Origin of the sequence: Pseudomonas sp. UBA5706 (genome assembly GCF_002419965.1) — a bacterium.
GTDB lineage: Bacteria > Pseudomonadota > Gammaproteobacteria > Pseudomonadales > Pseudomonadaceae > Aquipseudomonas.
The window spans coordinates 64,157-87,053 of the sequence record NZ_DIHC01000004.1; the positions used below are offsets into that span (position 1 = coordinate 64,157).

21 protein-coding genes and 1 pseudogene are annotated in these 22,897 nt (G+C 61.1%); 16 read left to right on the forward strand and 6 right to left on the reverse strand.

The features are described 5' to 3' along the window. Nucleotides 1–62: 62 nt before the first annotated feature. Together B3I26_RS02545 and B3I26_RS02550 are read left to right on the forward strand one after the other, a co-directional pair. Nucleotides 63–173 (forward strand): annotated as a pseudogene (locus B3I26_RS02545) (phosphohydrolase); the annotation flags it as partial. A gap of 191 nt (nt 174–364) precedes the next feature. Then, nucleotides 365–1,516, forward strand: a complete 1,152-nt coding sequence (locus B3I26_RS02550; RefSeq protein ID WP_296254796.1) for an MFS transporter — start codon at nt 365–367, stop codon at nt 1,514–1,516. A gap of 3 nt (nt 1,517–1,519) precedes the next feature. Here B3I26_RS02550 and B3I26_RS02555 read toward each other — a convergent pair whose 3' ends face one another. Beyond that, a complete protein-coding gene (locus tag B3I26_RS02555) occupies nt 1,520–2,353 on the reverse strand; it encodes a PhzF family phenazine biosynthesis protein (RefSeq protein WP_296254799.1) in 834 nt (277 codons plus the stop codon). A gap of 262 nt (nt 2,354–2,615) precedes the next feature. On the opposite strand from B3I26_RS02555, the gene B3I26_RS02560 reads away from it, so the two are divergent. After that, entirely contained in the window at nt 2,616–3,491 is an 876-nt protein-coding gene (locus B3I26_RS02560; RefSeq protein WP_296254801.1) for an alpha/beta fold hydrolase, read from the forward strand. A 153-nt stretch (nt 3,492–3,644) separates the two neighbouring features. On the opposite strand, the gene B3I26_RS02565 is transcribed toward B3I26_RS02560, so the two are convergent. Further along, the gene (locus tag B3I26_RS02565) at nt 3,645–4,115 is read right to left on the reverse strand and encodes a multidrug/biocide efflux PACE transporter (protein WP_296254803.1); all 471 of its coding nucleotides are present in this window, start codon (nt 4,113–4,115) and stop codon (nt 3,645–3,647) included. A gap of 107 nt (nt 4,116–4,222) precedes the next feature. Here B3I26_RS02565 and B3I26_RS02570 point away from each other — a divergent pair, with 107 nt between their 5' ends. Then, a complete protein-coding gene (locus tag B3I26_RS02570; RefSeq protein ID WP_296254805.1) occupies nt 4,223–5,110 on the forward strand; it encodes a LysR family transcriptional regulator in 888 nt (295 codons plus the stop codon). A gap of 234 nt (nt 5,111–5,344) precedes the next feature. Here B3I26_RS02570 and B3I26_RS02575 read toward each other — a convergent pair whose 3' ends face one another. Beyond that, nucleotides 5,345–6,271, reverse strand: coding sequence for a LysR family transcriptional regulator (locus B3I26_RS02575; protein WP_296254807.1), 927 nt, complete (start codon nt 6,269–6,271; stop codon nt 5,345–5,347). Nucleotides 6,272–6,566: 295 nt separating this feature from the next. Between B3I26_RS02575 and B3I26_RS02580 the strand changes: the two genes are divergently transcribed. The 5 genes from B3I26_RS02580 to B3I26_RS02600 all read left to right on the forward strand — a co-directional run bounded on the left by B3I26_RS02580 (nt 6,567) and on the right by B3I26_RS02600 (nt 12,015). Then, nucleotides 6,567–7,295: a DUF969 domain-containing protein gene (locus tag B3I26_RS02580; protein ID WP_296254809.1), complete on the forward strand. Its 729-nt coding sequence runs from the start codon at nt 6,567–6,569 to the stop codon at nt 7,293–7,295. Further along, nucleotides 7,292–8,242 carry a DUF979 domain-containing protein gene (locus B3I26_RS02585; protein ID WP_296254811.1) on the forward strand — a complete coding sequence of 317 codons (951 nt, stop codon included), beginning with the start codon at nt 7,292–7,294 and terminating at the stop codon, nt 8,240–8,242. Before B3I26_RS02580 ends, B3I26_RS02585 begins: the two co-directional genes overlap by 4 nt. A gap of 374 nt (nt 8,243–8,616) precedes the next feature. Next, on the forward strand, nt 8,617–9,537 hold the full coding sequence (gene rbsK, locus B3I26_RS02590) for a ribokinase (RefSeq protein ID WP_296254813.1): 921 nt from the start codon (nt 8,617–8,619) through the stop codon (nt 9,535–9,537). Between the two features lie 79 nt (nt 9,538–9,616). Further along, nucleotides 9,617–10,948 carry an L-fucose:H+ symporter permease gene (gene fucP, locus B3I26_RS02595; RefSeq protein ID WP_296254814.1) on the forward strand — a complete coding sequence of 444 codons (1,332 nt, stop codon included), beginning with the start codon at nt 9,617–9,619 and terminating at the stop codon, nt 10,946–10,948. After that, nucleotides 10,945–12,015, forward strand: coding sequence for an aldose 1-epimerase family protein (locus tag B3I26_RS02600; protein WP_296254816.1), 1,071 nt, complete (start codon nt 10,945–10,947; stop codon nt 12,013–12,015). Before fucP ends, B3I26_RS02600 begins: the two co-directional genes overlap by 4 nt. Nucleotides 12,016–12,161: 146 nt before the next feature. On the opposite strand, the gene deoR is transcribed toward B3I26_RS02600, so the two are convergent. After that, nucleotides 12,162–12,932 (reverse strand): DNA-binding transcriptional repressor DeoR, encoded by a 771-nt coding sequence (deoR, locus tag B3I26_RS02605; protein ID WP_296254818.1) that lies wholly within the window; start codon nt 12,930–12,932, stop codon nt 12,162–12,164. A gap of 191 nt (nt 12,933–13,123) precedes the next feature. Between deoR and deoC the strand changes: the two genes are divergently transcribed. After that, entirely contained in the window at nt 13,124–13,804 is a 681-nt protein-coding gene (deoC, locus tag B3I26_RS02610; RefSeq protein WP_296254820.1) for a deoxyribose-phosphate aldolase, read from the forward strand. 257 nt (nt 13,805–14,061) lie between these two features. Continuing rightward, nucleotides 14,062–15,015, forward strand: a complete 954-nt coding sequence (locus B3I26_RS02615) for an alpha/beta hydrolase (RefSeq protein ID WP_296254822.1) — start codon at nt 14,062–14,064, stop codon at nt 15,013–15,015. Nucleotides 15,016–15,108: 93 nt separating this feature from the next. On the opposite strand, the gene B3I26_RS02620 is transcribed toward B3I26_RS02615, so the two are convergent. Continuing rightward, nucleotides 15,109–15,840, reverse strand: a complete 732-nt coding sequence (locus B3I26_RS02620) for a CatB-related O-acetyltransferase (protein WP_296254824.1) — start codon at nt 15,838–15,840, stop codon at nt 15,109–15,111. 228 nt (nt 15,841–16,068) lie between these two features. Here B3I26_RS02620 and B3I26_RS02625 point away from each other — a divergent pair, with 228 nt between their 5' ends. Continuing rightward, on the forward strand, nt 16,069–16,911 hold the full coding sequence (locus tag B3I26_RS02625) for an AraC family transcriptional regulator (RefSeq protein WP_409522061.1): 843 nt from the start codon (nt 16,069–16,071) through the stop codon (nt 16,909–16,911). Between the two features lie 218 nt (nt 16,912–17,129). After that, on the forward strand, nt 17,130–17,510 hold the full coding sequence (locus B3I26_RS02630) for a cupin domain-containing protein (protein WP_296254826.1): 381 nt from the start codon (nt 17,130–17,132) through the stop codon (nt 17,508–17,510). 500 nt (nt 17,511–18,010) lie between these two features. Here B3I26_RS02630 and B3I26_RS02635 read toward each other — a convergent pair whose 3' ends face one another. Continuing rightward, entirely contained in the window at nt 18,011–18,904 is an 894-nt protein-coding gene (locus B3I26_RS02635) for a LysR family transcriptional regulator (RefSeq protein WP_296254827.1), read from the reverse strand. Between the two features lie 128 nt (nt 18,905–19,032). Here B3I26_RS02635 and B3I26_RS02640 point away from each other — a divergent pair, with 128 nt between their 5' ends. The 3 genes from B3I26_RS02640 (at nt 19,033) to B3I26_RS02650 (ending at nt 22,475) form a co-directional block, all read left to right on the forward strand. Continuing rightward, entirely contained in the window at nt 19,033–19,872 is an 840-nt protein-coding gene (locus B3I26_RS02640; protein WP_296254829.1) for an FAS1-like dehydratase domain-containing protein, read from the forward strand. A gap of 79 nt (nt 19,873–19,951) precedes the next feature. Continuing rightward, nucleotides 19,952–21,115 (forward strand): acyl-CoA dehydrogenase family protein, encoded by a 1,164-nt coding sequence (locus tag B3I26_RS02645; protein ID WP_296254831.1) that lies wholly within the window; start codon nt 19,952–19,954, stop codon nt 21,113–21,115. A 10-nt stretch (nt 21,116–21,125) separates the two neighbouring features. Then, nucleotides 21,126–22,475 carry an MmgE/PrpD family protein gene (locus B3I26_RS02650; protein WP_296254832.1) on the forward strand — a complete coding sequence of 450 codons (1,350 nt, stop codon included), beginning with the start codon at nt 21,126–21,128 and terminating at the stop codon, nt 22,473–22,475. The last annotated feature ends 422 nt before the right edge of the window (nt 22,476–22,897 follow it).

The window sequence follows — 22,897 nt, forward strand, 5'->3', positions numbered from 1 at the left end:
CCGCACCGACGCGAGCTTTTGAGGCATACCCCAAGACGCAGCAAATCGCCGGCATCAAGATCCCTGACACCCCCTTCGGCACGCTCAATGCCGACGTGTTGGTGGATGAAGACCCGACATTCAACCCGTTGAATTTCGTCGAGATCATTCGCACCTCGCCCGGGAAGTCCTGATCGCGTACACGCCAATCCTGTAGCAGCGCCGCTCGGCCGGGCTGCTACAAGCGAACCGGTTGAGCCTAACGAGGTTGAGGCATCACGCAGGCCAGCCCCTTCGACATCCCTTCTTCGGCATTGTGCCAACGTTTGTTAGGCTGTTTTTTTGTCGGCCCGTGACGGGCAGGCGACCATTCAAGGGAGCGGCAATGACCTCCATCAGCACCGCGGCACCGGTTGTGCCTGGGCGGCTGCAACAGTTTTCTACCCGCGTGGCGTTCTTCGTCACCGGCTTCAGCATTTCCGCATGGGCGCCGCTGGTGCCTTACGCCAAAAGCCGTCTGGGGCTGGACGACGCCAGCCTGGGGCTGCTGTTGTTATGCCTGGGCATTGGCTCGATTCTGTCCATGCCCCTGGCCGGCGCGATGACGGTGCGCTACGGCTGTCGGCGCATCATCATGGTGGTGGGTAGCATCGCCTGTCTGTGCCTGCCGTTGCTGGCAACCGTCACTCAGGTACCGTGGATGGTCGCCACGTTGTTCGTCTATGGCGCGAGCATGGGTGCATTGGGGTGTGTGACCAATATCCAGGCGATCATCGTCGAGCGTGCCAGTGGCAAGACCATGATGTCGGGCTTCCATGGCTTGTTCAGCTGTGGCGGCATTCTGGGCGCGGCGGGCGTTTCGGCATTGCTCAGCGTCGGCGTCTGGCCGTGGCTGACCATGAGCCTGGTGGCGCTGTTCATCGCTATCGCCCTGTACAAGGCCGGACCCGACATGCTCGGGTTCGGCAGTGAAGCCGGCGGTCCTGCCTTCGCACTTCCCCGTGGCGTGGTGCTGTTCATCGGCTTGATGTGCTTCACCGTGTTCCTCACCGAAGGCGCGATGCTCGATTGGAGCGCGGTGTTTCTCAGCGCCCAGCGCGGCATCGAGCCGTCCCGCGCAGGGTATGGTTACGCGGTGTTTGCCCTGGCGATGGCGATCGGCCGTCTGAGTGGCGACCCGATCGTTCGCCGTCTGGGGGTGCACAACATCATTCTGTTCGGCGGGTTGTGCGCCGCCATCGGCATGGCCGTCGCCACGCTGATGCCATACTGGCAGGCGGCGCTGTGCGGCTATGCGTTGGTCGGCATCGGCTGCTCGAATATCGTGCCGGTGTTCTACAGCGCGGTGGGGCGGCAAACGAGCATGCCGGAGAACGTCGCCGTCCCGGCCATCACCACCCTGGGTTACATCGGCATCCTTATGGGGCCGACAGGCATCGGCTTCGTCGCCCACCTGAGCAGCCTGGGCGTCGCCTTTTTGATCATCGCCGTGATGCTGCTGGGTGTGGCGCTCAGCGGTCGCTTTCTCAAGGTTTGACAGTCAGAGCGGGCGCGCCGTGCCTGAGACGCGAATCGAACTGCCGGGCACGTCGCTGAACTCTGCGCGAAGCCGCGAGCGGCTGCCCATGTCCTCACCCTGCACGATGTCGATGACGCCGCTATGGTTCCAGCCGATGTCGCGCAGGTAACCGGCGAACGCCGCAGTGGCCGCGCCGGTGGCCGGGTCCTCATAAACCCCGCCATACGCAAAAGCATTGCGCGTGTGAAACAGACCTCGCGATTCGGCGAACACCAGCAGGATCGTCACCAGCCCTTCGCGCACCATCAGTTGGCGACCTGTGGTGAAGTCGTAGCTCATGTCCTTCAAGGTTTCGCGACGGTTAAGCGCCAGCACCAGATGCTGGGCGCCGCCGTGGATCAGCGCCGGTGCGATACGCAGGTCGATGTCTTCTGCCTGCAGGCCGAACAGTGCCATTGCCTGGTCGAGCAGCTCACGGCTCACCGGACGACTGTGGGTGGGCGGCGATTGCAGCGTTGCCGCGATCAGCGTGCCTTGTTTGTAACCTGCGACGCTGATCTGCGCCGCGTTCAGGTGCAGCCGGTATTCGCCCTCGCCATAACGGGCGGCCAAGGCAGCGCCCAAGGCGATGGTGGCGTGACCGCAGAACGGCACTTCGGCTTCGGGGGAGAAATAGCGCACGCGCCAGCCATCGTCTTGGGGAATGGCGAAGACGGTTTCCGAGTAGCCCACCTCCAAGGCCACCGCCTGCAGGATCGCATCGTCGGGGAAGACCTCGCCAATCCAGACGCCGGCGGGATTGCCGCCTTGCTGTGCGTCCGAAAACGCGGCGAGTCTGAGGATGTCCATTGTCATGTGTGTTTGCTCGTTGCGCCGTATCGAATAGGCGCGATTGTCAGCGAGGCGGGGCAGGTCGCGCCAACCAAAAGTACTGATGGCTGGGATTCGACGGCTTGATGCATGAGCCCTGCGCCAGGTCGTGCGTGCGACCCGGCCACTTGCCTCATGAAGTTGCGGCAGGCACGAACACGCTTCATGAACCGCGCTGCCACGCTTTACGCCTTGCCCCGGCGGCTTAACCCACTAGGCTTGAGGCTTACCATCACAGGAGTCATCCATGTTTGCCGGATTCCAGAAAGACCAACGCCAGGTCAACGGCGTGCACATCGCTTATCGCATCGGCGGGACCGGGCCGGGGCTGTTGCTGCTGCACGGACACCCGCAGACTCACGTTATCTGGCACAAGATCGCCGAACGCCTGAGCCAGCATTTCACGGTCGTCGCCGCGGACCTGCGAGGCTATGGAGACAGCAGCAAACCGCCGGCCAGCGAAAACCATTACAGCTACAGCAAACGCGAAATGGGGCGCGACATGGTGGCGCTGATGAATGAGTTGGGCCTGGCGACCTTTTCGATATTGGCTCATGACCGTGGCGCACGGGTGGCTCATCGGCTGGCGCTGGATCATCCAGGGATTGTGACGCGCATGGCATTGCTCGACATCGCACCTACGCTGGCGATGTACAGCCAGACCGACGAAGCCTTTGCCCGTGCATACTGGCACTGGTTTTTCCTGATTCGCCCGGCGCCATTGCCGGAGACCTTGCTTGAGGCCAATCCCGAACACTATCTGCGCAGCGTCATGGGCAGCCGCAGCGCCGGGCTGAGTCCGTTTACCGATGAAGCGTTCGCTGAGTACCTGCGCTGCGCCAGTCTGCCGGGCGCAGCTCGCGGTGTATGCGAAGACTACCGCGCCAGCGCCAGCATTGACCTGGAGCATGACCGCGCCGATATCGCCGCAGGCAATCGTCTGCAACTGCCGCTGCTGGTGGTATGGGGCGCCGAAGGCACGGTGGGCACATGCTTCGACCCACTCAAGGAATGGCAACAGGTCGCGACCGACGTTCGCGGTAAGGCGTTGCCGGGTGGGCATTATCTAGCGGAGGAACTGCCGCAGGAGTTGCTGGCGCAGGTGATGCCTTTTCTGACCTGATTGCGCTTGGCGTTCGATATGGCGCCTGCGATGCTCGGGTGGCAAAGCGCGCGTGCCCGTCATTGCGTTTTGTCTGATCGTTCTGCGTTGCCCGACACAGTGCTTCGGGCAAGCGCGCCTGGGGAGATGTGCTTGGGTGGTTGCATCAACGGCTCACCCCATGCCCGGGCAGTGCCGCGCCACCACCCGCTCGCGCACTTTGTCATACGCCAGGTTGAACAACAGGGTGTACGGCAAAAACACCAGCAGCAGGCCTATATCCAGCACGAACGCCTGCCACAGGCTGACCGACAGCCACCACGCCGCCAGTGGGACCACGGCGAGAATTAGCCCGGTCTCGAACGCGGCCGCATGCAGCGCGCGTGTTTTCAAACCCATTGCAAACCCCAAGCGCCCGCGCAGTCGATCGAAACCTGCGTTAAACAGCATGTTCCACAGCATCGCCACGGTGGAAATCATCACCGTCATTGCGCCCATCTTGCCCAGCGACTGACCGAGCACCCACGCCAGGGCTGGCGCAAACAAGGCCACGCCAACAAGTTCGAACAGCAGCGCATGGAGGGCGCGCTCCTTGATGGATTTTGCCGGTACAACCGACATCGTTTTGTGGGTCTGGGTGGACATGATTGATTTCGCTGCCTTGCTGAACAGGCGTGCATTGTCGCGAGGCACTGGACTAAACTGAAAATCGTTTCCATCGGAAAAACCGATGGTTCATTGCCGGATCCGTCATGAGCTATTCGCCTGAAGCCCTCGAAGCCTTTGTTCAGACCCTCGCGCGGGGGTCTTTCAGCGCCGCTGCCAGGCGCTTGGGCAAAAGCCAGTCGACCGTCAGCGAAGCCATCTCCCGGCTGGAAATCGACCTGGGCGTCGAGCTGTTCGATCGCTCATCCAGGCATCCGGCATTGACCGAGGCTGGCAGAGCGCTGCAAGGCCGCATCGAGGAAGTGCTGGCGGCCTCGGATCAGCTGCGCCGCGCAGCCGGACGTCTGGCCGAAGGCATGGAGCCGCGCTTGACGCTGGTGTTGTCGGACGCCAATCAGTTCGCTGAATTCGAGGTGCGCATGGCGGAACTGGATCAGCGTTTCCCGGAGCTTGAGCTCGAATGCGTGTTCGCCGAGCACGGCGATGCGATCAGCCTGATCCAGAGCGGCAGGGCGTCGCTGGGCCTGCTGTCGGCGCAGGCGGTTTATCCGCCGGAAGTAGGCCACGCAACCATTGCCGAGCGTGCGGATTTCGGGCTGTTCGTCTCGCTTCGACACCCGTTGGCTGCCGAGGACGAGGTTGATTACCGCAATCTGGCGCAGCATCGCGCGCTGCGCCTGAACACCCTCGTTGATCAAAGCATTCCCACCAGCGACCTGCCCAATGGCGCCAAGCGCAGTTGGTCGGCGCCGAACTATTTACTGCTGATGGACATGGCGATTTTCGGATTCGGCTGGTCGGCCCTGCCGCGCTGGCTGGTGCGCGGCTATGGCCAGGGGCGTTTGAAAGAGCTGCAGGTGCCAGGCTGGCCGCGCAGTTCAGCGGTCGATGTCATCTGGTCGCGTCAGAAAAGCCTGGGGCCTGCGGGCGCCTGGTTGCTGGATACCCTGCTCGAAGGCCAGAGCGAGCATTGAGCGAGCACATTGGACACTGCGCTGAGTGCGCTGCAGCGTGCCTGTGCCCGGTGGCCATGGGAGTCCGGCTCGCTGACGAGCTGCCGGGCACTGGCAGTGAACGCTGTCGCCCTGGCCATCAGGCCACCGGTGATAGCAGGTTTTGCCGCGGTGTTGCAGCAGATCGCCGGTCAGGTGAAGCGCCCATTCCGGACCGCTCCCGGCCCAGACCAGCCTCCAAGGTTCGGCGGTGGATCAGTCTGCAAGGGCATCCAGCACAAACCCTTGCGGCATCTCCCGCGCATACTCACCGACCACTTCTCGCGTCAGCCCGACGATATCCTCCACCAGCTCCATCCCTGCGCCCGTGCGCCAACTGGCGACGATGTCCATCACCGGCGGCAGCGGTACGTTTTCGATCAGCGTCAGCACGCCTTGAGCCAGCTCCCCGCGCACCAAGGTGACCGGCAATGCGCCAATGCCGAAGCCGTCGCGCACCAGCCGGGTGATGGCCGAGGCCGAGTTCACGCAGTTGATGCGCGGAGTGACGATGTTAGCCGTGTGCAACATGTTAAGGATGTCCTGATGCGGCCGCGAGTTGCGTGAGAAGGTGACGATGCGCTGCTGGGCGATGTCTTCGAGCGTCATCCGCGGGCGGTCGAAATCGGAGCCGGTGGGCACCACCCAGTGCAACGGATACCGTGTGAGCACGGCATTGCGCACCGTATCGAAACGCAGCACGTCGGTCTGAAAGATGATGTCCTGATAGCCTTTTTCCAGCTGCGTACACAGGTTGCTCGCGGTCTCTGCGGTCAACTCGATCTCCAGGTTCGGGTAACACTTCATCAACCGTGTTACCAACGGACTGAGCCAGGTGTGTATCACCGTATCCATGGCCCCGATGCGGATCCGGCCACGCACCTGGTTCGGATCTTTGATCGCCGCTTTCATGTTTTGCATCGTGTCCAGAATGCATTCGGCGTATTCCATCACCCGCAAGCCCTCGCTGGTCAGCGAAACGCCCTTGGAATCGCGCACGAACAGGCGCACGCCCATCTCGTCCTCCAGGGCGGCGATGCGGCTGGAGATGGACGCCTGTGTGCTGAACAGTTTCTCGGCCGTGAGGCGAAAGCTTTTCAGCCGTGCGACCCAGACGAAGGTTTCCAGAAACTTGAGATTCACCGAGCGATTTCCTTGAACGATTGAGGGAGGACCACGGGTTGCAAAAGCCTGTGCAATACGTCGTCGGCATGAAGGGTTCAGTCAGATCTGCCACTCAGGCAGCAGGTTACATGCCAGCTCCCGAACAGAAATTTTTATCGGGCATAGCGGTTTTTTCCCGCTGGACGCCGCACCCGACCTGCCCAAAGATGACTTTTGAACGGTGTCGTGCTGCTGATCGCGACAGTTGGCAAGCCGCGCTGTTTCCCCGGTATCCACTGGAGCGGCGTATTCGAATAACAAAGAGATTTCAATCATGCAAACCGCTACCAATCTCTGGCCGCTGCTGGGGGTGCTGGTCATCGTTCTGGGCTTTGTCCTGCGTTGCAACCCGCTGCTGGTGGTCGCCGTCGCTGCGCTGGCCACAGGACTTGCCGCCAGCATGTCGCTGGAAACAATACTGGCGACCATCGGCAGCGGCTTCATCAAAACCCGGACCTTGCCGCTGATCATCCTGCTGCCGCTGGCGGTCATCGGCCTACTGGAACGCCATGGTCTGCGGCTGCATGCGCAGAACTGGATCGCGCGATTCACCAGCGCCACCGCCGGGCGTCTGTTGATCGCCTACCTGTTCGTGCGCGAAGCCACCGCGGCCCTGGGCCTGACCAGCCTGGGTGGACACCCGCAGATGGTTCGCCCTCTGCTCGCGCCGATGGCCGAGGGCGCTGCCGAATCGAGGTTTGGCAAGTTACCGCAAGCCCTGCGCATCAAGCTGCTGGCATTGTGCGCAGCGACCGACAACGTCGGGCTGTTCTTTGGTGAAGACATCTTCGTGGCCTTTGGCGCGATCGCCTTGATGCACACCTTCCTTCTGGGGGCCGGCATCAATGTCGAGCCGATGCACATCGCGGTCTGGGGCATCCCCACCGCCCTCTGCGCTTTCGTGATCCATGCCATTCGCCTGTATCGATTCGACCAACGCTTGAACCGTGAACTGCAGGCACTGCCGCGCACCTCCCCGGCAACCCCGAAGGCCACGTCATGATCCTGTCCATTCAATACCTGTACTGGCTGGCCGGGGTGATCCTGGCGATCACTGCGTACATGACCGTCACCGACCGCAGCAACCCCAAACGCTGGACCACCGGGTTGTTCTGGGGCCTGTTTGCCGTGGCGTTTCTGGCCGGTGAGCGGATGCCGCCGGTCTGGGTGGGTGTCGGTGTGCTGGTGATGGCGCTGATCGCAGGTTTTGGCGGGGTGGGCTTCGGTCAGCACGATAGCCTGCCGGACAAGGCCCGGCGAGCAAGCGCCGCACGCTTGAAGAACACGCTGTTCATCCCGGCGCTGGCGATACCGCTGGTGACGGTATTCGGCGCCCTGGTGCTGAAAAACATCCGCTTCGGCGATGTATTTCTGCTTGATCCGGCCAACAGCACCTTCGTCTCCCTGGGGATCGGCAGCCTGGTCGCATTGGCGCTGGCGTGCTGCTTGACCCGCGACACCCCGGTGCAGGCCATGCGCGAGTCACGGCGCCTGACCGAAGCGCTGGGTTGGGCGCTGGTATTGCCGCAGATGTTGGCGATGCTGGGCTTGATGTTCAATGACGCGGGCGTGGGCAAGGCTGTGGCGCATCTGGCGACAGCGTATATCAACCTGGACGTGCGTCTGGTCGCGGTGATGGTCTACGTGCTCGGCATGGCACTGTTCACGGTTGTCATGGGCAATGGGTTCGCGGCGTTCCCGGTGATTACGGGCGGCATCGGCGTACCGGTGCTGGTGGGTGTATATGGTGCCGACCCTGCGGTCATGGCCGCCATCGGCATGTTCTCCGGTTACTGCGGCACGCTGATGACACCCATGGCGGCGAACTACAACATCATTCCCGCCGCGTTGCTGGAGCTGCCGGATAAATACGCGGTGATCAAGGCGCAGATCCCTACGGCGCTGGCGATGCTGGTGGCCAATATCGTGCTGCTGTATGTGCTGATGTAGCGCCCGCGCCTGGTTGAGAAGCTGTTGCGGCAGTCCGGCTTGCCGGTGGCGTCGACCTCAGTAACGCCACCTCACGCAAGCCAGACTGCGACAGAGGTCGCGTAACCTCCAAGCGAGCAGATGCAGGTTTTCGGGCGGCTGAAAACCGCCTAACGCAAACGATTGCGACTACCGGCTGTCAGTATTCCTCGGCAACCCGGAGCCCTCTGGATCAACGCTTTCAAAGGGTCAGGCAGTGATGTTTGACCCTTTTTTATGAGCGGCATACAACAGCCCCACAAAATACAGGTTGAATAGTCACAACAAATGTTATTTAAATAACAAAAATAGTGACGCCCAGTGCCTGCTGTGGTGTAGATAAGGTAATGACACACATGAACAAAATCGCAGTCATCGGCAGCAATATGGTGGATTTGATCACCTACATCGACCGGATGCCGGCCCAGGGTGAAACCCTCGAAGCGCCGAACTTCGCCATGGGCTGCGGCGGCAAGGGCGCCAATCAAGCCATCGCGGCGGCCAAGCTCGGCGCTGATGTGCTCATGCTGAGCAAGGTCGGGGACGACATGTTTGCTGACAACACCCTGGCCAACTTCCAGCGTTTTGGCATCGACGCGCAATTCGTGCAACGGGTGCCTGGCGTGTCCAGCGGTGTGGCGCCGATCTTCGTGCAGAGCGACTCGCACAACAGCATTCTCATCGTCAAAGGCGCCAATGCCCACCTCATGCCTGCCGACATCGACGCCGCTCAGGCCGCCTTGCGCGATTGCAAGCTGATCGTCCTGCAGCTGGAAATCGAGTTGGAGACCGTTTACCACGCCATCGAATTCGCCAAGGCCAACGGCATTCCCGTGCTGCTTAATCCGGCGCCTGCGGTCAAGGGCCTGAGCCGCGAGCACCTGTTGCAACTGGACTTCTTCATCCCTAACGAAAGCGAGCTGGCGCTGATCACCGGGCGCGTCGTTGACTCGCTGGAATCGGCCCGCACGGCCGCCTTGCAACTGGTGCAGGACGGCATTCGCCACGTCATCGTGACCTTGGGTGAGAAGGGCGCGCTGTACGTCGGTGAAGAGGGCGAGTTCCGCATCGAGGGCATCAAGGTCAACGCCCGCGACACCACTGGCGCGGGCGATGCCTTCATTGGTTGCTTCGCCCATCACTGGAGCCAGGATGGCGACATACGCCGCGCCATGACTCAGGCCGTTGCGTATTCGGCCTGCTCGGTCACCGGGCTCGGCACCCAGAGTTCCTATCCGGACGCTGCCACGTTCGGGCAATTCCTCGACACCCTTTAGTCAATCAAGCGCTGCCGCACCTTTGCCGGTCGCAAGGCCGGCGGGGCGGGGTATTTCCTGTACTTCACGGAGAACAACAATGACAAAGCCCGCGCTGCAACAATCCCCGGACGGGTTCTACCTGAACCGCACACCCTGGTTCGCCTTCCTGCTGCTGTGCTGTTGCTTTGCGCTGTGGGCGGCAGCGGCGAGCATGAATGACGTGCTCATCGCGCACTTCAAGAAAGCCTTCCTGCTCAGCGATTTCCAGACTGCGTTCGTGCAGTCGGCGTTCTATCTGGGCTACTTCTTCGTGGCTATTCCGGCGGCCATGGTCGTGCGGCATTTCAGCTACAAAACCACCATCCTCATTGGCCTGTTGCTGTACATGGGGGGCTGCTCGCTGTTCTTCCCGGCCGCCTCGATGGCCAAGTACGGCATGTTCCTGATGGCGCTATTCGTCATCGCCGCCGGCCTGTCGTTCCTGGAAACCGCCTGTAATACCTACTCAACGCTGATGGGCCCGCGTGAAACAGGTACTCGTCGCCTGAACATTTCGCAGACCTTCCACCCGTTTGGCGCCATGGCCGGGGTGTACGTCGGCAGCTTCGTGATGTTCAAGGACACCGACGCCACGCGCGAACAACTGACTCAAATGAGCGCCTCCGACGCGGCAGTCCAGCAGTTGCAGATGATCCAGTCGACCCTGCTGCCGTACAAATGGATGATCGCGGTATTGATCCTGATGTTCGTGCTGATCGCTTTCACCAGGTTTCCGGCCTGCAAAGGCACCCTGCAGAACAACGTCAAGAAGAGCAGCATCGGCCAGAGCCTTTCGCGGCTGTGGCGCAACCCGCGCTTCACGTTTGGCGTGCTGGCGCAATTCCTGTATGTCGGGGCGCAAGTAGGGGTGTGGAGTTTCACCATTCGCCTGGCCATGCAAATGGGCGGCATGAATGAGCGCAGCGCCTCGTGGTTCCTGCTGACCACCTTTGCTGCGTACTTCGTCGGCAAGATGATCGCCAACCTGCTGATGCGCAAACTGCACCCGGCCAAGGTGCTGGCCATCTACGGTGTGCTGACCATCGTGCTGCTGGCCTACACCATCCTGGTGCCGAACATCAGTGCGGTATACGCGGCGGTGGGCGTGAGCATTTTCCTTGGTCCGTGCTGGCCGACCATTTATGGATTGACCATCGATGGCCTGGGCGAGGACACCGGTGTCGGCGGCTCGTTGCTGGTGATGAGCATCGTCGGTGGCGGCGTGATGCCAATCTTCCAGGGCCTGCTGTCCGACGCCACCCACGGCAACATGCAGATCGCCTACGTGGTCCCGCTGCTGTGCTTTGTGGTGATCGTCGCCTACGCCATCAAATGCATGCGTGATCCGCGCAGCGAGACGGCGCCGGTGGGCGCGGTGACCGCATCATGACCACGACTATTGCCTTGTTTGCCGAGCTGTTCGCGGGTGGTGAAAAGACCCTGCTGGAATCCGCTGACTTTCGTGTGCTGGCCTGGACCTACCCCAGCGGGGTGAAGGCGCTGGCGCTGGAGAACACGCGTGGCCGAGTGGTGGTGCTGCCGTATCAGGGGCAGATGGTCTGGTCGGCAGTGTTCGACGGCTGCGACCTGACCATGCGCAACATGTTCGAGCAGCCGCGTCCGAGTCCGACCGTGATCGGCACCTATGGCTGTTTCATGTTCCACAGCGGCATCCTGCGCAACGGCTGCCCGACGCCTGAAGACGATCACGCCTTGCACGGCGAGATGCCCTGCGCACCGATGGACAGCGCCTGGCTGGAAGTCGGCGAGGACGAGGCGGGCAATTTTCTGCGGGTTGGCGGCGAGTATGAATACGTGATGGGCTTTGGCGATCACTACCGCGCCCGCCCTCGGGTAACCCTGCGCGCAGGCTCGGCGCTGTTCGACGTCGGCATGGACGTGCGCAACCTGGCCGGCAAGCCGATGGAGCTGATGTACATGGCACACATGAACTACGCCTACGTGGCGAACGGCCGTTTCGACGAGCCTTTGGGTGTCGAACGCACACGGGTGCGCAGCAGCGTGCCGGCCCATGTGAAGCCAACGCCTGCGTGGTCGGCGTACATCACCGAGCTGACGGAAGACGCCTCGCGCCTGCAGACCCTCGATACACCCGAGCTGTACGACCCTGAGATCGTGTGCTTTTTCGATGGCGTGAAGGCCGATGCGAATGGCGATGCGCATTTCCTGCTCAAGCACCCTGAGGGTGCGGCGTTCTACACCCGCTATAAGCCTGTGCAGTTCGAACACGCCGCGCGCTGGATCCTGCACAACGCCGATCAGCAAGTGGCGGCATTCGTCCTGCCCGCGACCTGCGAGCCGGAGGGCTATCTGGCGGAAAAGGCCAAGGGCAATGTGCGGGTACTGGACGCGGGGCAGGATGCTTCGTTCAGTGTGACCACGGGCTACCTGGCGGCTACGGAAGTGCTGCAACTTGAAAACGCTTTGAAACACTGACGATCACGCTAGACATTCGACGCGACCGTCGCGTTGCACTCGGTCCCTGTAGCCGTCCGGTTTACCGGCGGCGCGATCATAAGAACGCCACCGTCACTAAGCCGGGCGGCTACAGGGCCAGTGTCTGACCTGACGCTGGCGACTGATCACACTACCAACTGCGCCCCATACCCCTGAATCAGGTCGCGATACGGTTTTGGCACTTTTTTATCGGTGACCACCACGTGGAACTGCTCGAGGGTCGCGAAATGCGCGGTGCGCACCGCATCGAATTTCGAATGGTCGGCCAGCAACATGCAATGCCGCGCCTGACGCAAGACCTTCTGCTTGACCTCGACCTCGTTGAAGTTGAAGCAGGTCACGCCGAATTCGTCGCTGACACCGGCCGCCGACACGAACGCCCAGGTCAAGCGGATGCCATCCAGAATGCTGGCTTCGCTGTGGTGCTCGAACACCTGGTTCTTGCGATGGAAACTGCCGCCGCACAGCACGATCTGGCAATTGGGCTTGTGCTGCAGTTTGAGCAGGACATTGAGCGAGTTACACACCGCGGTGAACTCAAGCTCATCGGGAATGAAATCGATGACGAACGGCAGGGTAGTGCCGCAATCGAAAAACACCGTGTCGCCCGGTTGGATGAACGCGGCGGCCAGTTTGCCGATGCGGCGTTTCTCTTCGACGTGGCGGGTGCCTTGCTCACTGACCTTGTATTCGCTGGCCTCGGCGGGGTCGAACGCCAGAGTGATGTGTCCACCGAGCAACTGAAACTTCTCCGGGTGCCGACCCAGGTCGCGACGCAGGGTCATCTCCGAGACATCCAGCAGCGCCGCCATTTCACGCAGGTGAATGGCTTTCTGGTCCTGAAGGGCTTGCTGGATCAATTTGATGCGATCGGATTTTTTACTGTCCACAGGCATTCCGGCTATCGATTAAATATGGTAAAAAAATAACATTTACTGTTATATAAATAACAGAATATATTACCCACGGGTTGGCAGCATAAAGCTTGTTGCGCATCACCGCCCAAGAGTCGTCAACGACTGATCCGCTCTCTAATGACTCACTCATGACTCACTAACGACTCACTAACGAAAAAAGAAGGCCTCCGATGAAGATTGAACCCGCAGCACTCGCGCAGTATATCGACCACACTCTGCTGGCCGCCGATGCCTCCCGCGAGCAGATCGCGACCCTGTGCCGCGAAGCGCAGGCACATGGATTCTATTCGGTGTGCGTGAACTCCGGCCAGGTGCCGTACGCCGCCTCGTTGCTGGTCGGGCAGGCGGTGAAAGTCTGTGCCGTAGTCGGGTTTCCGTTGGGCGCCGGCCTGAGCGACACCAAAGCGTTCGAAGCCAGGCAAGCCATTGTTGCAGGCGCGGGCGAGATCGACATGGTGCTCAACATCGGTGCGCTCAAGGACGGGCTCCTGGATGAAGTGCGCGACGACATTGCGGCAGTCAGACAGGCTTGTGGCGCGGTGCCGCTGAAAGTGATTCTGGAAACCTGCTTGCTCGATGACGCGCAGAAGACGGCTGCCTGCCAGATCTGCCGCGAGCTGAATGTGGCCTTCGTCAAAACTTCTACCGGTTTCAGCCGCAGCGGCGCGACCCTGGAAGACGTTGCGCTGATGCGCAAGGTGGTCGGCGCAGACATCGGTGTCAAAGCGTCTGGCGGCGTGCGCGACTATGCCACCGCAGTGGCCATGATCGAAGCGGGCGCCACGCGTCTGGGCACCAGCTCCGGCATTGCCATCATCAGCGGCGCCGAAGCATCCGGTTCGGGTTACTGAGTGATTTCCCCCTGCCCGACGTGAACTGCACGCCGTGGATCTGAATAACCGCGATACGTGTGGGAGACGCCGCAGGTTACGACGGCAGCGAATGCGGTATGTCAGTCGAGGTATGTGCGGCTGATCCACCGCTTTCGCCAGCAAGCTAGCCCCCACAGGGTCTAATGCAACCCTCCCGTCCGGCAAACGGCACTGACCTCTCTACCTAATCAATGGCAAACTGCCGGTGTATTCATCCCCCACACCGGATCGACCCCATGCCGCAACGTTCCCTGGCGCACTTCAAGGCTCGCTGGTTTTTCTGGCTGTGCATGCTGCTGATCGTCGTCGGCCTGCCGGTCGGTTGCGCGGCGTTGCAACACAAGGAGCGCGAGCTGGTGTTCATGATCGAACCCGGCACCGCCAGTTGGTATCACGGTATCCCCGCCGATGTGCAGAATCTGCAGCTCAAGGCTCCATCATTCGGCGTCGCGCAAAACATCCATGCGTGGTGGTGGCTGGCTGAAAAGAAAGACGCCCCCGCGATCCTTTACCTGCACGGCTCGCGCTGGAACCTCACCGGGCAATTCTTTCGCATCGAACAGCTGCACGCGCTGGGCTTTTCGGTGCTGGCCATCGATTACCGCGGCTTTGGAGAAAGCAAGGGACAGTTGCCCTCTGAATCCTCGGTCTACGAAGACGCCCGCATTGCCTGGGAACGCTTGACGCAGTTGCAGCCAGATCCGCGCAAACGCTTGATCTATGGTCACTCACTCGGTGGCGCGGTGGCGGTGGACCTGGCCGCACAGCTAGGGCGCGATGCGCAGAAAGGCAATGAGCCGATTCAAGCGCGGGGGCTGATCATCGAGTCGACCTTCACTAACCTCGCCGATGTCGCCTCATCGGTGGCCAGCACCCGCACCTCGCTTCCCGTGCGCTGGCTGGTGTCGCAGAAATTCGATTCCATCGACAAGATCGCTGACATTCACATGCCACTGCTGATCGTGCACGGCAGCGCCGATCAGTTCGTCTCGCCGCAGTTCAGTGAAGCGCTGTTTCAGGCCGCGCAGGCGCCGAAGAACCTGCTGATGGTGCCGGGGGCCAATCACAACAACAGCATGAACCTGGGACGAGAGGCCTACAGCCAAGCGATTCAGGCGTTGCTCAACGAGAAAGCACCGCCAGTGCATGCAGTCAATGAACGGCCCTCGACCGGCAAACAGTCGGGCTAGGACAACCGCTCCGGTCGCAGTCCGGCGAGCGGTTTGAACAGGCCATCGCCGGCCGGCTGAACGCCGCCTGGCCGTGCTGCGGCAGCAAGCCCTTCAATGCGCCGGGTGATGCTCGACCGAAAACGGCTTGCTGTGCACCACCACCTCGCCCGGCTGGCTGTCCGGTACGACGAAGCCTTTAAGCGCTTCGAGCAGTTTCAGCGGGTCCTCAATCGGCAGCTCTGCCAGTTGGTGCGGGGTGAGGTTCCACCACTGGCTGGCCAGCAGGCCCTCGATGGTCTGCGGATCGAAGCGGTAACGCTGCACCTTGGCCGGCGAGCCGACCACGATTGCGTAGGGCGGCACATCCCGGGCAATCAATGATTGCGCGCCGATCACTGCACCGGTGCCGATGCTGATGCCTTCAAGAATCAGCACATCCATGCCGATCCACACATCGTGGCCAATCACCGTCTGCCTGATCTCTTCAGGCGCCTGGGCCATACCCGCATGGCTCTGGCGCAGACCCATCAGCGCCGTGTGTGAGCTGAGCCAGTCCAACGGGTGGGATTTGCGGTTCTGGCCGATGGTCACGTTGCGCGCGATGGAACAGTAACGGCCAATACGGGCGACGTTCTGCAGCTCGGTGCCGCTGACGATGTCGGTATAGGCGCCGATATTCAACTGCCGGGAGTTGATCTTGACCTGATGCAGCTTGACGCCGTACTCCAGCGTCAGCTGCATATCGCGCCGCAGCCCCCGAATGCCGCTGTCCAATCGGCATTTGTTGCGGGCCAATGCTCGTTTGAGCTGGCGATCGAGGAGCACGCGGCGCAGGAAATTCATGAAGGCAGATCCATCAGAGTGGCAGTGAATCCGCTGCCCGAGCCCAGGCGAAGACGCCGGAACGGTGCGCGAACCCTTGTAGGAAAGTCGACGATATTCGCATATATAGCAACGCGCTGACAGTCGATGGTACTTGGCAGGCGGGTAGGGCGGGTAGGCGGGCATTCCCAAGCGCCACGCCCAGTGGTATCAGTGTCGCTCCATATGACGTCGATCATGAGCAGGGCCATGGACAAATATTCAAACGGCGAGGCCCATCTCGCCCATTCTTCGCGGGACTGGGTGGTACGCGCCAAACCCCTGCCGCAGATGGAGCGGATCGAAGCCTATTTCCAGGGGCACGGCTTCGAGATGCATCGTCATGACACCTACGCCATTGGCCGTACGCTCTCGGGCGTGCAGAGCTTCCAGTACGACAAGCAGGTGGTCAACAATCTGCCGGGCCAAACCATGGTCCTGCACCCCGACGAGCCCCACGACGGTCACGCAGGGACCGAGGAGGGCTTTCGCTACCGGATGTTCTATCTGGAGCCTGCGTTGATCCAGCAGGTGCTGGGCGGCAAACCGCTGCCATTCATCAAGGGCGGGGTGTCCAATGATCCGCGGTTGTTCAAGGCGACTCAGGTACTGCTGGAGAATCTGCAGACTTCGCTCGACCCGCTGGAAATGGACGACGCGGTGTTCGACATTGCCATCGCCCTGCAGGATGCCGCGGGGGTGCGCAGAGGGCGACAGTCGGTGGACTACGCGTCGGCCGAGCGGGTACGCGAACTGCTGATGGCGAGCCTGGAGCAGGGCGTCAGCCTTGAAGCGCTGGAACTGGCCAGCGATACCGACCGCTGGCGCCTGTCTCGGGATTTCCGTGCGCTGTTCGGTACCAGCCCCCACCGCTATCTCACCTTGAGACGTCTGGACCTGGTTCGCCATTCGATCTCGCTTGGCGTGTCACTGAGCGATGCGTCGTTAATGGCCGGTTTTTCCGATCAAAGCCACATGACACGGCATTTCGTGAAGACCTTTGGCTACCCGCCCGGGCGCTGGCTGAGGATGCTCGGGGCAGGTCATGCGTAGCGATGATCGTTCCCCACGCTCCGCGTCACGCAGAGGGCGGACGCGAAGCGTGGGAATCATCAACCTGGCAGGTGGCAGACCAGGAATGCGTCTGGCCTGACGCCTGGTAAGCAAGCTCGTTTCTATAGCCGATTTATCTACACGTGCAATAACGTACAAGACCTGGCTCTGCCCAGGGTTCTACATTGATGGCTACCCAACCTTGAGGAGCCGTCCTGATGTCCCTATTGCGACCCACCCACCAGCCCATCAATTTCGCTCAGAAATACAGCCTGTTCACCGAACAGTGGCAACCCAAGGTCGTCGCGCAAATGAACGACTACCAATTCAAGCTCGCGCGCCTGGAAGGCGATTTTGTCTGGCACACCCATGTCGACACCGACGAAACCTTCATCGTCATCGAGGGCTGCCTGCGCATCGATTTTCGCGATGGGTTTGTCGAGTTGAACGCCGGCGAGCTGTACGTGGTACCCAAGGGGGTCGAGCACAAGCCCTATGCAAAAGATGAGGTCAAGCTGATGCTGATCGAGCCCGTCGGGGTGATTAATACAGGCGATGAGACCCACGAGCGTACTGCCCAAAATGATGTCTGGATCTGATCTCAAGCGATCGCTGCTAACGTTAAATGGTGAAGACCAGATGCGCGCGGAAACCCAGGCGCGTGGACTCCTCGTTCATGTATTTCTTAAAATTGTTATAGATGAAGGGCCTTTTTTCGTGCTCATCTGGCCCGTCATCAGGCACCGGGCGTAATACGGGCAATACTGCAGCAGTGCTGTGGCGGGATGGAGAATTGCTCGCCGAACATAGATTGTTGGATACCTAGCGCTGAAGTATTGACACTCTTTACCTCAAACTTGGTGGCGAAAAATGAGACAGCGCTTATTACACTCGCCGCAGATGCAGAGGCCGACGATAAGCTATATATCGATTCAATTCGTATAACCCGTATCAGCGACTCCAACGAGATACGACCGTTGAGCGGCTACGTGACTACTTCGGGAGCCTATAGTGCACTGCAGGTTGTTTGTATTTGGGCAGGGCGAATTGAGACAAGCGCTTACCCTCATCATCTGTAACCGCCTGAGCGCCACTGCACCTATGCATCTTCCGTCGGCATTAACACTGCAATCAACGCCCTGACCACCCCCGGCAGGGCGTCCAGCTCCCTCACCAGAATGCTGCGCTCGCGCACCGCCCACGGCTCATCCAGTTCGATGGTCACCAGCTTCATCGTACGGCTGTGACGCAGCGCGGCCGACTCGGGAATGATGCCGATCCCCACTCCCGCTTCGACCATTCTGCAAATGGCTTCGAAGCTCGACACCTGAATCCGTAAAGAAAGCTTCTGCCCCAGGCGCTCGACATGGTCGCGCAAGAAACTCAGCAGGGTGCTGCCTTCGTGCAGACCGATATGCTGGAACGCCAGGGTCTGTTTCAAGGTGACTTTTGTCTGCGCCGCCAGTTCGTGGCCTTTGGGCACGGTGAGCACCAGGCGGTCGGTGCTGAAGTGGATGACCTGCAAGCCTGCTGCTTCGACGGGACCTGCGATGATTCCCATGTCGGAACTGCCATCGAGGACGCCGCGTACGATATCCCGCGATAACCGTTCTTGCAGGTCCACCGTCACGCCGGGGCGCTGCGCCAGAAAGCCTGCCAGCACTTCAGGCAGAAATTCGGTCACCGCCGTGGTGTTAGCGAAGATGCGGATATGCCCTGCCGAATCGGTCCCGTAACGGGTGAACTCGGCCTTCAGGTAATCGACCTGGCTCATGATCAGCCGGGCGTGTTTGAGCAGGCGTTCTCCAGCGGGGGTCAGTTCGACGCCTCGGCTGTCGCGGTAAAGCAGACGCGTATCGAGCTGACTTTCCAGGGCCTTGATCCGTGCGCTGGCGGCCGCGGGCGAGAGAAAGGCGCGGCGGGCACCCTGAGTCAGGCTGGGAGATTCACCGATGTGGATGAAGAGGCGCAAGTCAGCCAGGTCGAAGTGCATGGTTGTGTCCGGACGTTGCAAAGAGCGTTCAGCATACCTGAACGCCGATATATGCAAATGCAAATTCACAGAATGCCACAGTGCTCCCATGCTCTGCCCATAACAACAAATGCAGAGGGTTCTCACTTATGCGTGCTTCAGCTTCGCCAGTGGATTTCAGTGCCTGGATCGGACGAACCGAAGAAGCTCAGGATCACTTGAGCCCTAACCTGATCAAGCGCATCGCCGCTACGTTTGGCGAACCCGTGCCCGCTGCTGGGGACGCGCTGTCGCCGCTTTGGCAATGGTGTTTTTTCCAGGAGCCGGTGCTCGAATCCCAGTTGGGGGCCGACGGCCATCCTGCCCGCGGGGGCTTTTTGCCGCCTGCCGACAATCGCAACCGCATGTGGGCCGGGGGACGCGTCGAGTTCATCCAGCCGCTGAAAGTCGGTGCCGACGCCCATCGCCTGTCGACCATCCTGAATATCGAAGAAAAGCATGGCCGCACCGGTTCGCTGCTGTTCGTCACCCTGCGCCATGACTACTCGCAAAACGGCGAACTGTGCGTGCGTGAAGAGCAGGACATTGTTTACCGCGAGCCCAATCCGCCGAAGCTCAGCAGCGGCGAAGCCCCGGAGCAGGGCGACTGGAGCGAAACCATCGAGCCGACCCCGACCCTGCTGTTTCGCTACTCGGCCGTGACCTTCAATGGCCACCGCATCCACTACGACTACCCCTATGTCACCGAAGTCGAGGGCTATCCGGGATTGGTAGTCCATGGCCCCATGATCGCCACCTTCAACCTGCGCGCGTTCATCCGCGCCAACCCTGAGAAGCGCGTGCGCCACTTCGCCTATCGCGGCGTGCGTCCTTTGAATGTGCCAACGCCCTTTCGCGTGGGGGGGCGCATTCTCGAAATGGGCAAGGCGCAGCTGTGGGCGGGCAACGAGGCCGGTCTCGCGCAGAGCGCCGAAATCAGTTTCGAATGAGCCTGCCTCGACTGAGTTTTCTTTCTTCATATAGCCAGGCCCGCACCTCACGGGCCGCTGCCAGACGTGAGCCAAGACCATGAGTCCATACGACGACGAAGACCTTAATGCCATCCGCGAAGGGGTGCGTGCCCTGTGCGCGGAATTCCCGGCTGAGTACTGGCGCAAGATCGACGAAGAGAAGGGCTTTCCGGAAGCCTTCGTCAAGGCGCTGACCGAGGCCGGCTGGCTGTCGGCGATGATCCCGACCGAATACGGCGGCTCGGGGCTGGGCCTGGCCGAAGCTTCGGTGATTCTCGAAGAGGTCAACGCTTGCGGCGGCAACTCCGGCACTGTGCACGGCCAGATGTACAACATGTTCACCTTGCTGCGTCACGGCAGCGATGCGCAGAAAAGCTACTACCTGCCCAAGCTCGCCAGCGGCGAATTGCGTCTGCAATCGATGGGTGTCACCGAGCCGACTACGGGCACCGACACGACCAAGATCAAGACCACTGCCGTCAAGCAGGGCGACAAGTATGTAATCAACGGGCAGAAGGTGTGGATCTCGCGGGTTCAGCATTCGGACCTGATGATCCTGTTGGCGCGCACCACGCCGTTGGCCGAGGTGAAGAAAAAATCCGAAGGCATGTCGATTTTTCTGGTTGATCTGCGTGAGGCCATCGGCAAGGGCCTGACGGTTCAGCCCATCGCCAATATGGTCAATCACGAAACCAACGAACTGTTTTTCGACAACCTCGAACTGCCTGCCGACAGCCTGATTGGCGAGGAGGGCAAGGGCTTTAAATACATCCTCGATGGCCTGAATGCCGAGCGCACGCTGATTGCTGCCGAGTGCATCGGCGATGGTCGCTGGTTCACTGAGAAATCCGCCGCCTACGCCCGCGACCGCGTGGTGTTCGGGCGTCCGATCGGGCAGAACCAGGGTGTGCAGTTCCCGATTGCCGAGGCCTACATCGAAATCGAAGCGGCTGACCTGATGCGCTGGCGCGCCTGCGAGGAATACGACAGCGGCAAGAACGCTGGCGCGGCGGCGAACATGGCCAAGTACCTGGCGGCCAAGGCGTCCTGGGAAGCGGCTAACGCCTGCTTGCAGACTCACGGCGGTTTCGGCTTTGCCAATGAGTACGACGTGGAGCGCAAATTCCGCGAAACCCGTCTGTACCAGGTCGCGCCGATCTCCACCAACCTGATTCTTTCCTACGTCGCCGAGCACCTGCTCGAACTGCCGCGCAGCTTCTGAGGACACCGACATGAGTCATACCCAGGCGTTGGCGGGCTTCGTTGCCGAGCTGACATACGAGCAGATACCCAGCGCAGTGCTGGACCGCACCGAGGACCTGTTCCTGGACTGGATCGGTTCGGCGCTGGCGAGCAAAGGCGCGCGGCCAATCCCGATTTTCGAGCGTTATGCCGAGCGCATGGGCCCGGCCAGCGGCAAATCGAAGATCCTTGTCAGCGGCCGCGACACCTCGGCGTACTTTGCCGCGCTGGTCAACGGCGCCGCGTCGCACCTGGTCGAGCAGGACGATCTGCACAACAGCTCGGTGCTGCACCCGGCCACGGTGGTGTTTTCCGCTGTGCTGGCGGCCGCGCAGGATTTAGGCAAATCGGGCAAGGACCTGCTGCTGGCCTCCGTCGCAGGCTACGAGGCCGGGATTCGCATCGGCGAGTTCATGGGCCGCTCGCATTACCGCATCTTCCACACCACGGCCACAGTCGGCACCCTGGCTGCGGCAGTGGCGGTCGGCAAGCTGCTGAATTTCAGTCAGGAGCAGTTCATCAACCTGCTGGGCAGCGCTGGTACTCAAGCCGCGGGGTTGTGGGAATTTTTGCGTGATGCTGCCGATTCGAAACAACTGCACACCGCCAAGGCTGCTGCCGATGGTCTGCTTGCGGCTTACCTGACCGAAGACGGCCTGACCGGTGCCCGCAATATTCTGGAAGGCGATCAGGGGCTCGCGGCAGGCATGTCCACCGACAGTGATCCGAGCAAACTCTCTGATCGTCTTGGGTCGCGCTGGGCCCTGGTGGAAACCTCGTTCAAGTTCCACGCCTCATGCCGTCACACCCACCCGGCGGCCGATGCGCTATTGCACCTGATGCAACGCGAGGGCTTGCGCCATGACCAGATCGCCAAGGTCGTCACCCGTGTTCACCAAGGCGCGATTGACGTGCTGGGACGGGTCGATGTGCCGCAGACCGTGCATCAGGCGAAGTTTTCCATGGGGGCCGTGCTCGGCCTGATCGCGGTGCATGGCAGCGCGCAGTTGATCGAGTTCCGCGATCTGGCGCTGACCGATGCCGACGTCGCGGCCTTTCGCGAGAAGGTGACGATGGAGCTGGACCCTGAAGTGGACGGCGCCTATCCGTCGCGCTGGCTGGGGCGGGTGATCGTGACCACCACCGATGGTCGCACCCTGACTGCGGCCATCGATGAACCCAAAGGCGATCCGGGCAACACGCTGTCGCGTCCCGAACTGGAAGACAAGGTTCAACGCCTGCTGGCGTTCTCCGGCGCACGCTCGGTGGAGCAGGGCAAGGCGCTGATCGAGCGGGTCTGGCAATTGCGCGATACGCGGGATTTGGCGGATTTGGTGTAACAGCGAATACGTTCATCGTGATCCCCACGCTCCTACAAGGAATGTGCAGAGGCAACGAACATGATCGTTCCCACGCTCCGCGTGATAACGCCTCCCCCCATATGTTTCGCGTCTGTGGCAGTGACGCAAAGCGCCAAGGGATGCATGCCTACCTAGAGCGTGGGGACGATCAGGGATTTAAGGCTAAGGCCAAGCGTTGTAGGAGCGTGGCTTGTCCCGCGATCTGCCGGGCACTGGCAGTAAAACCGGTCACCTCGGTTGTGTCATGCACACCGAGGACCCTGGGTTTACTACCGCTTCGCGGCAGATCGCGGGACAAGCCACGCTCCTAATGGGGAATGTGCAGAGACATCGAACATGATCGTTCCCACGCTCCGCGTGGTAACGCCGCCTTCGTAGGCTTCGCGTCTGTGGCAGTGACG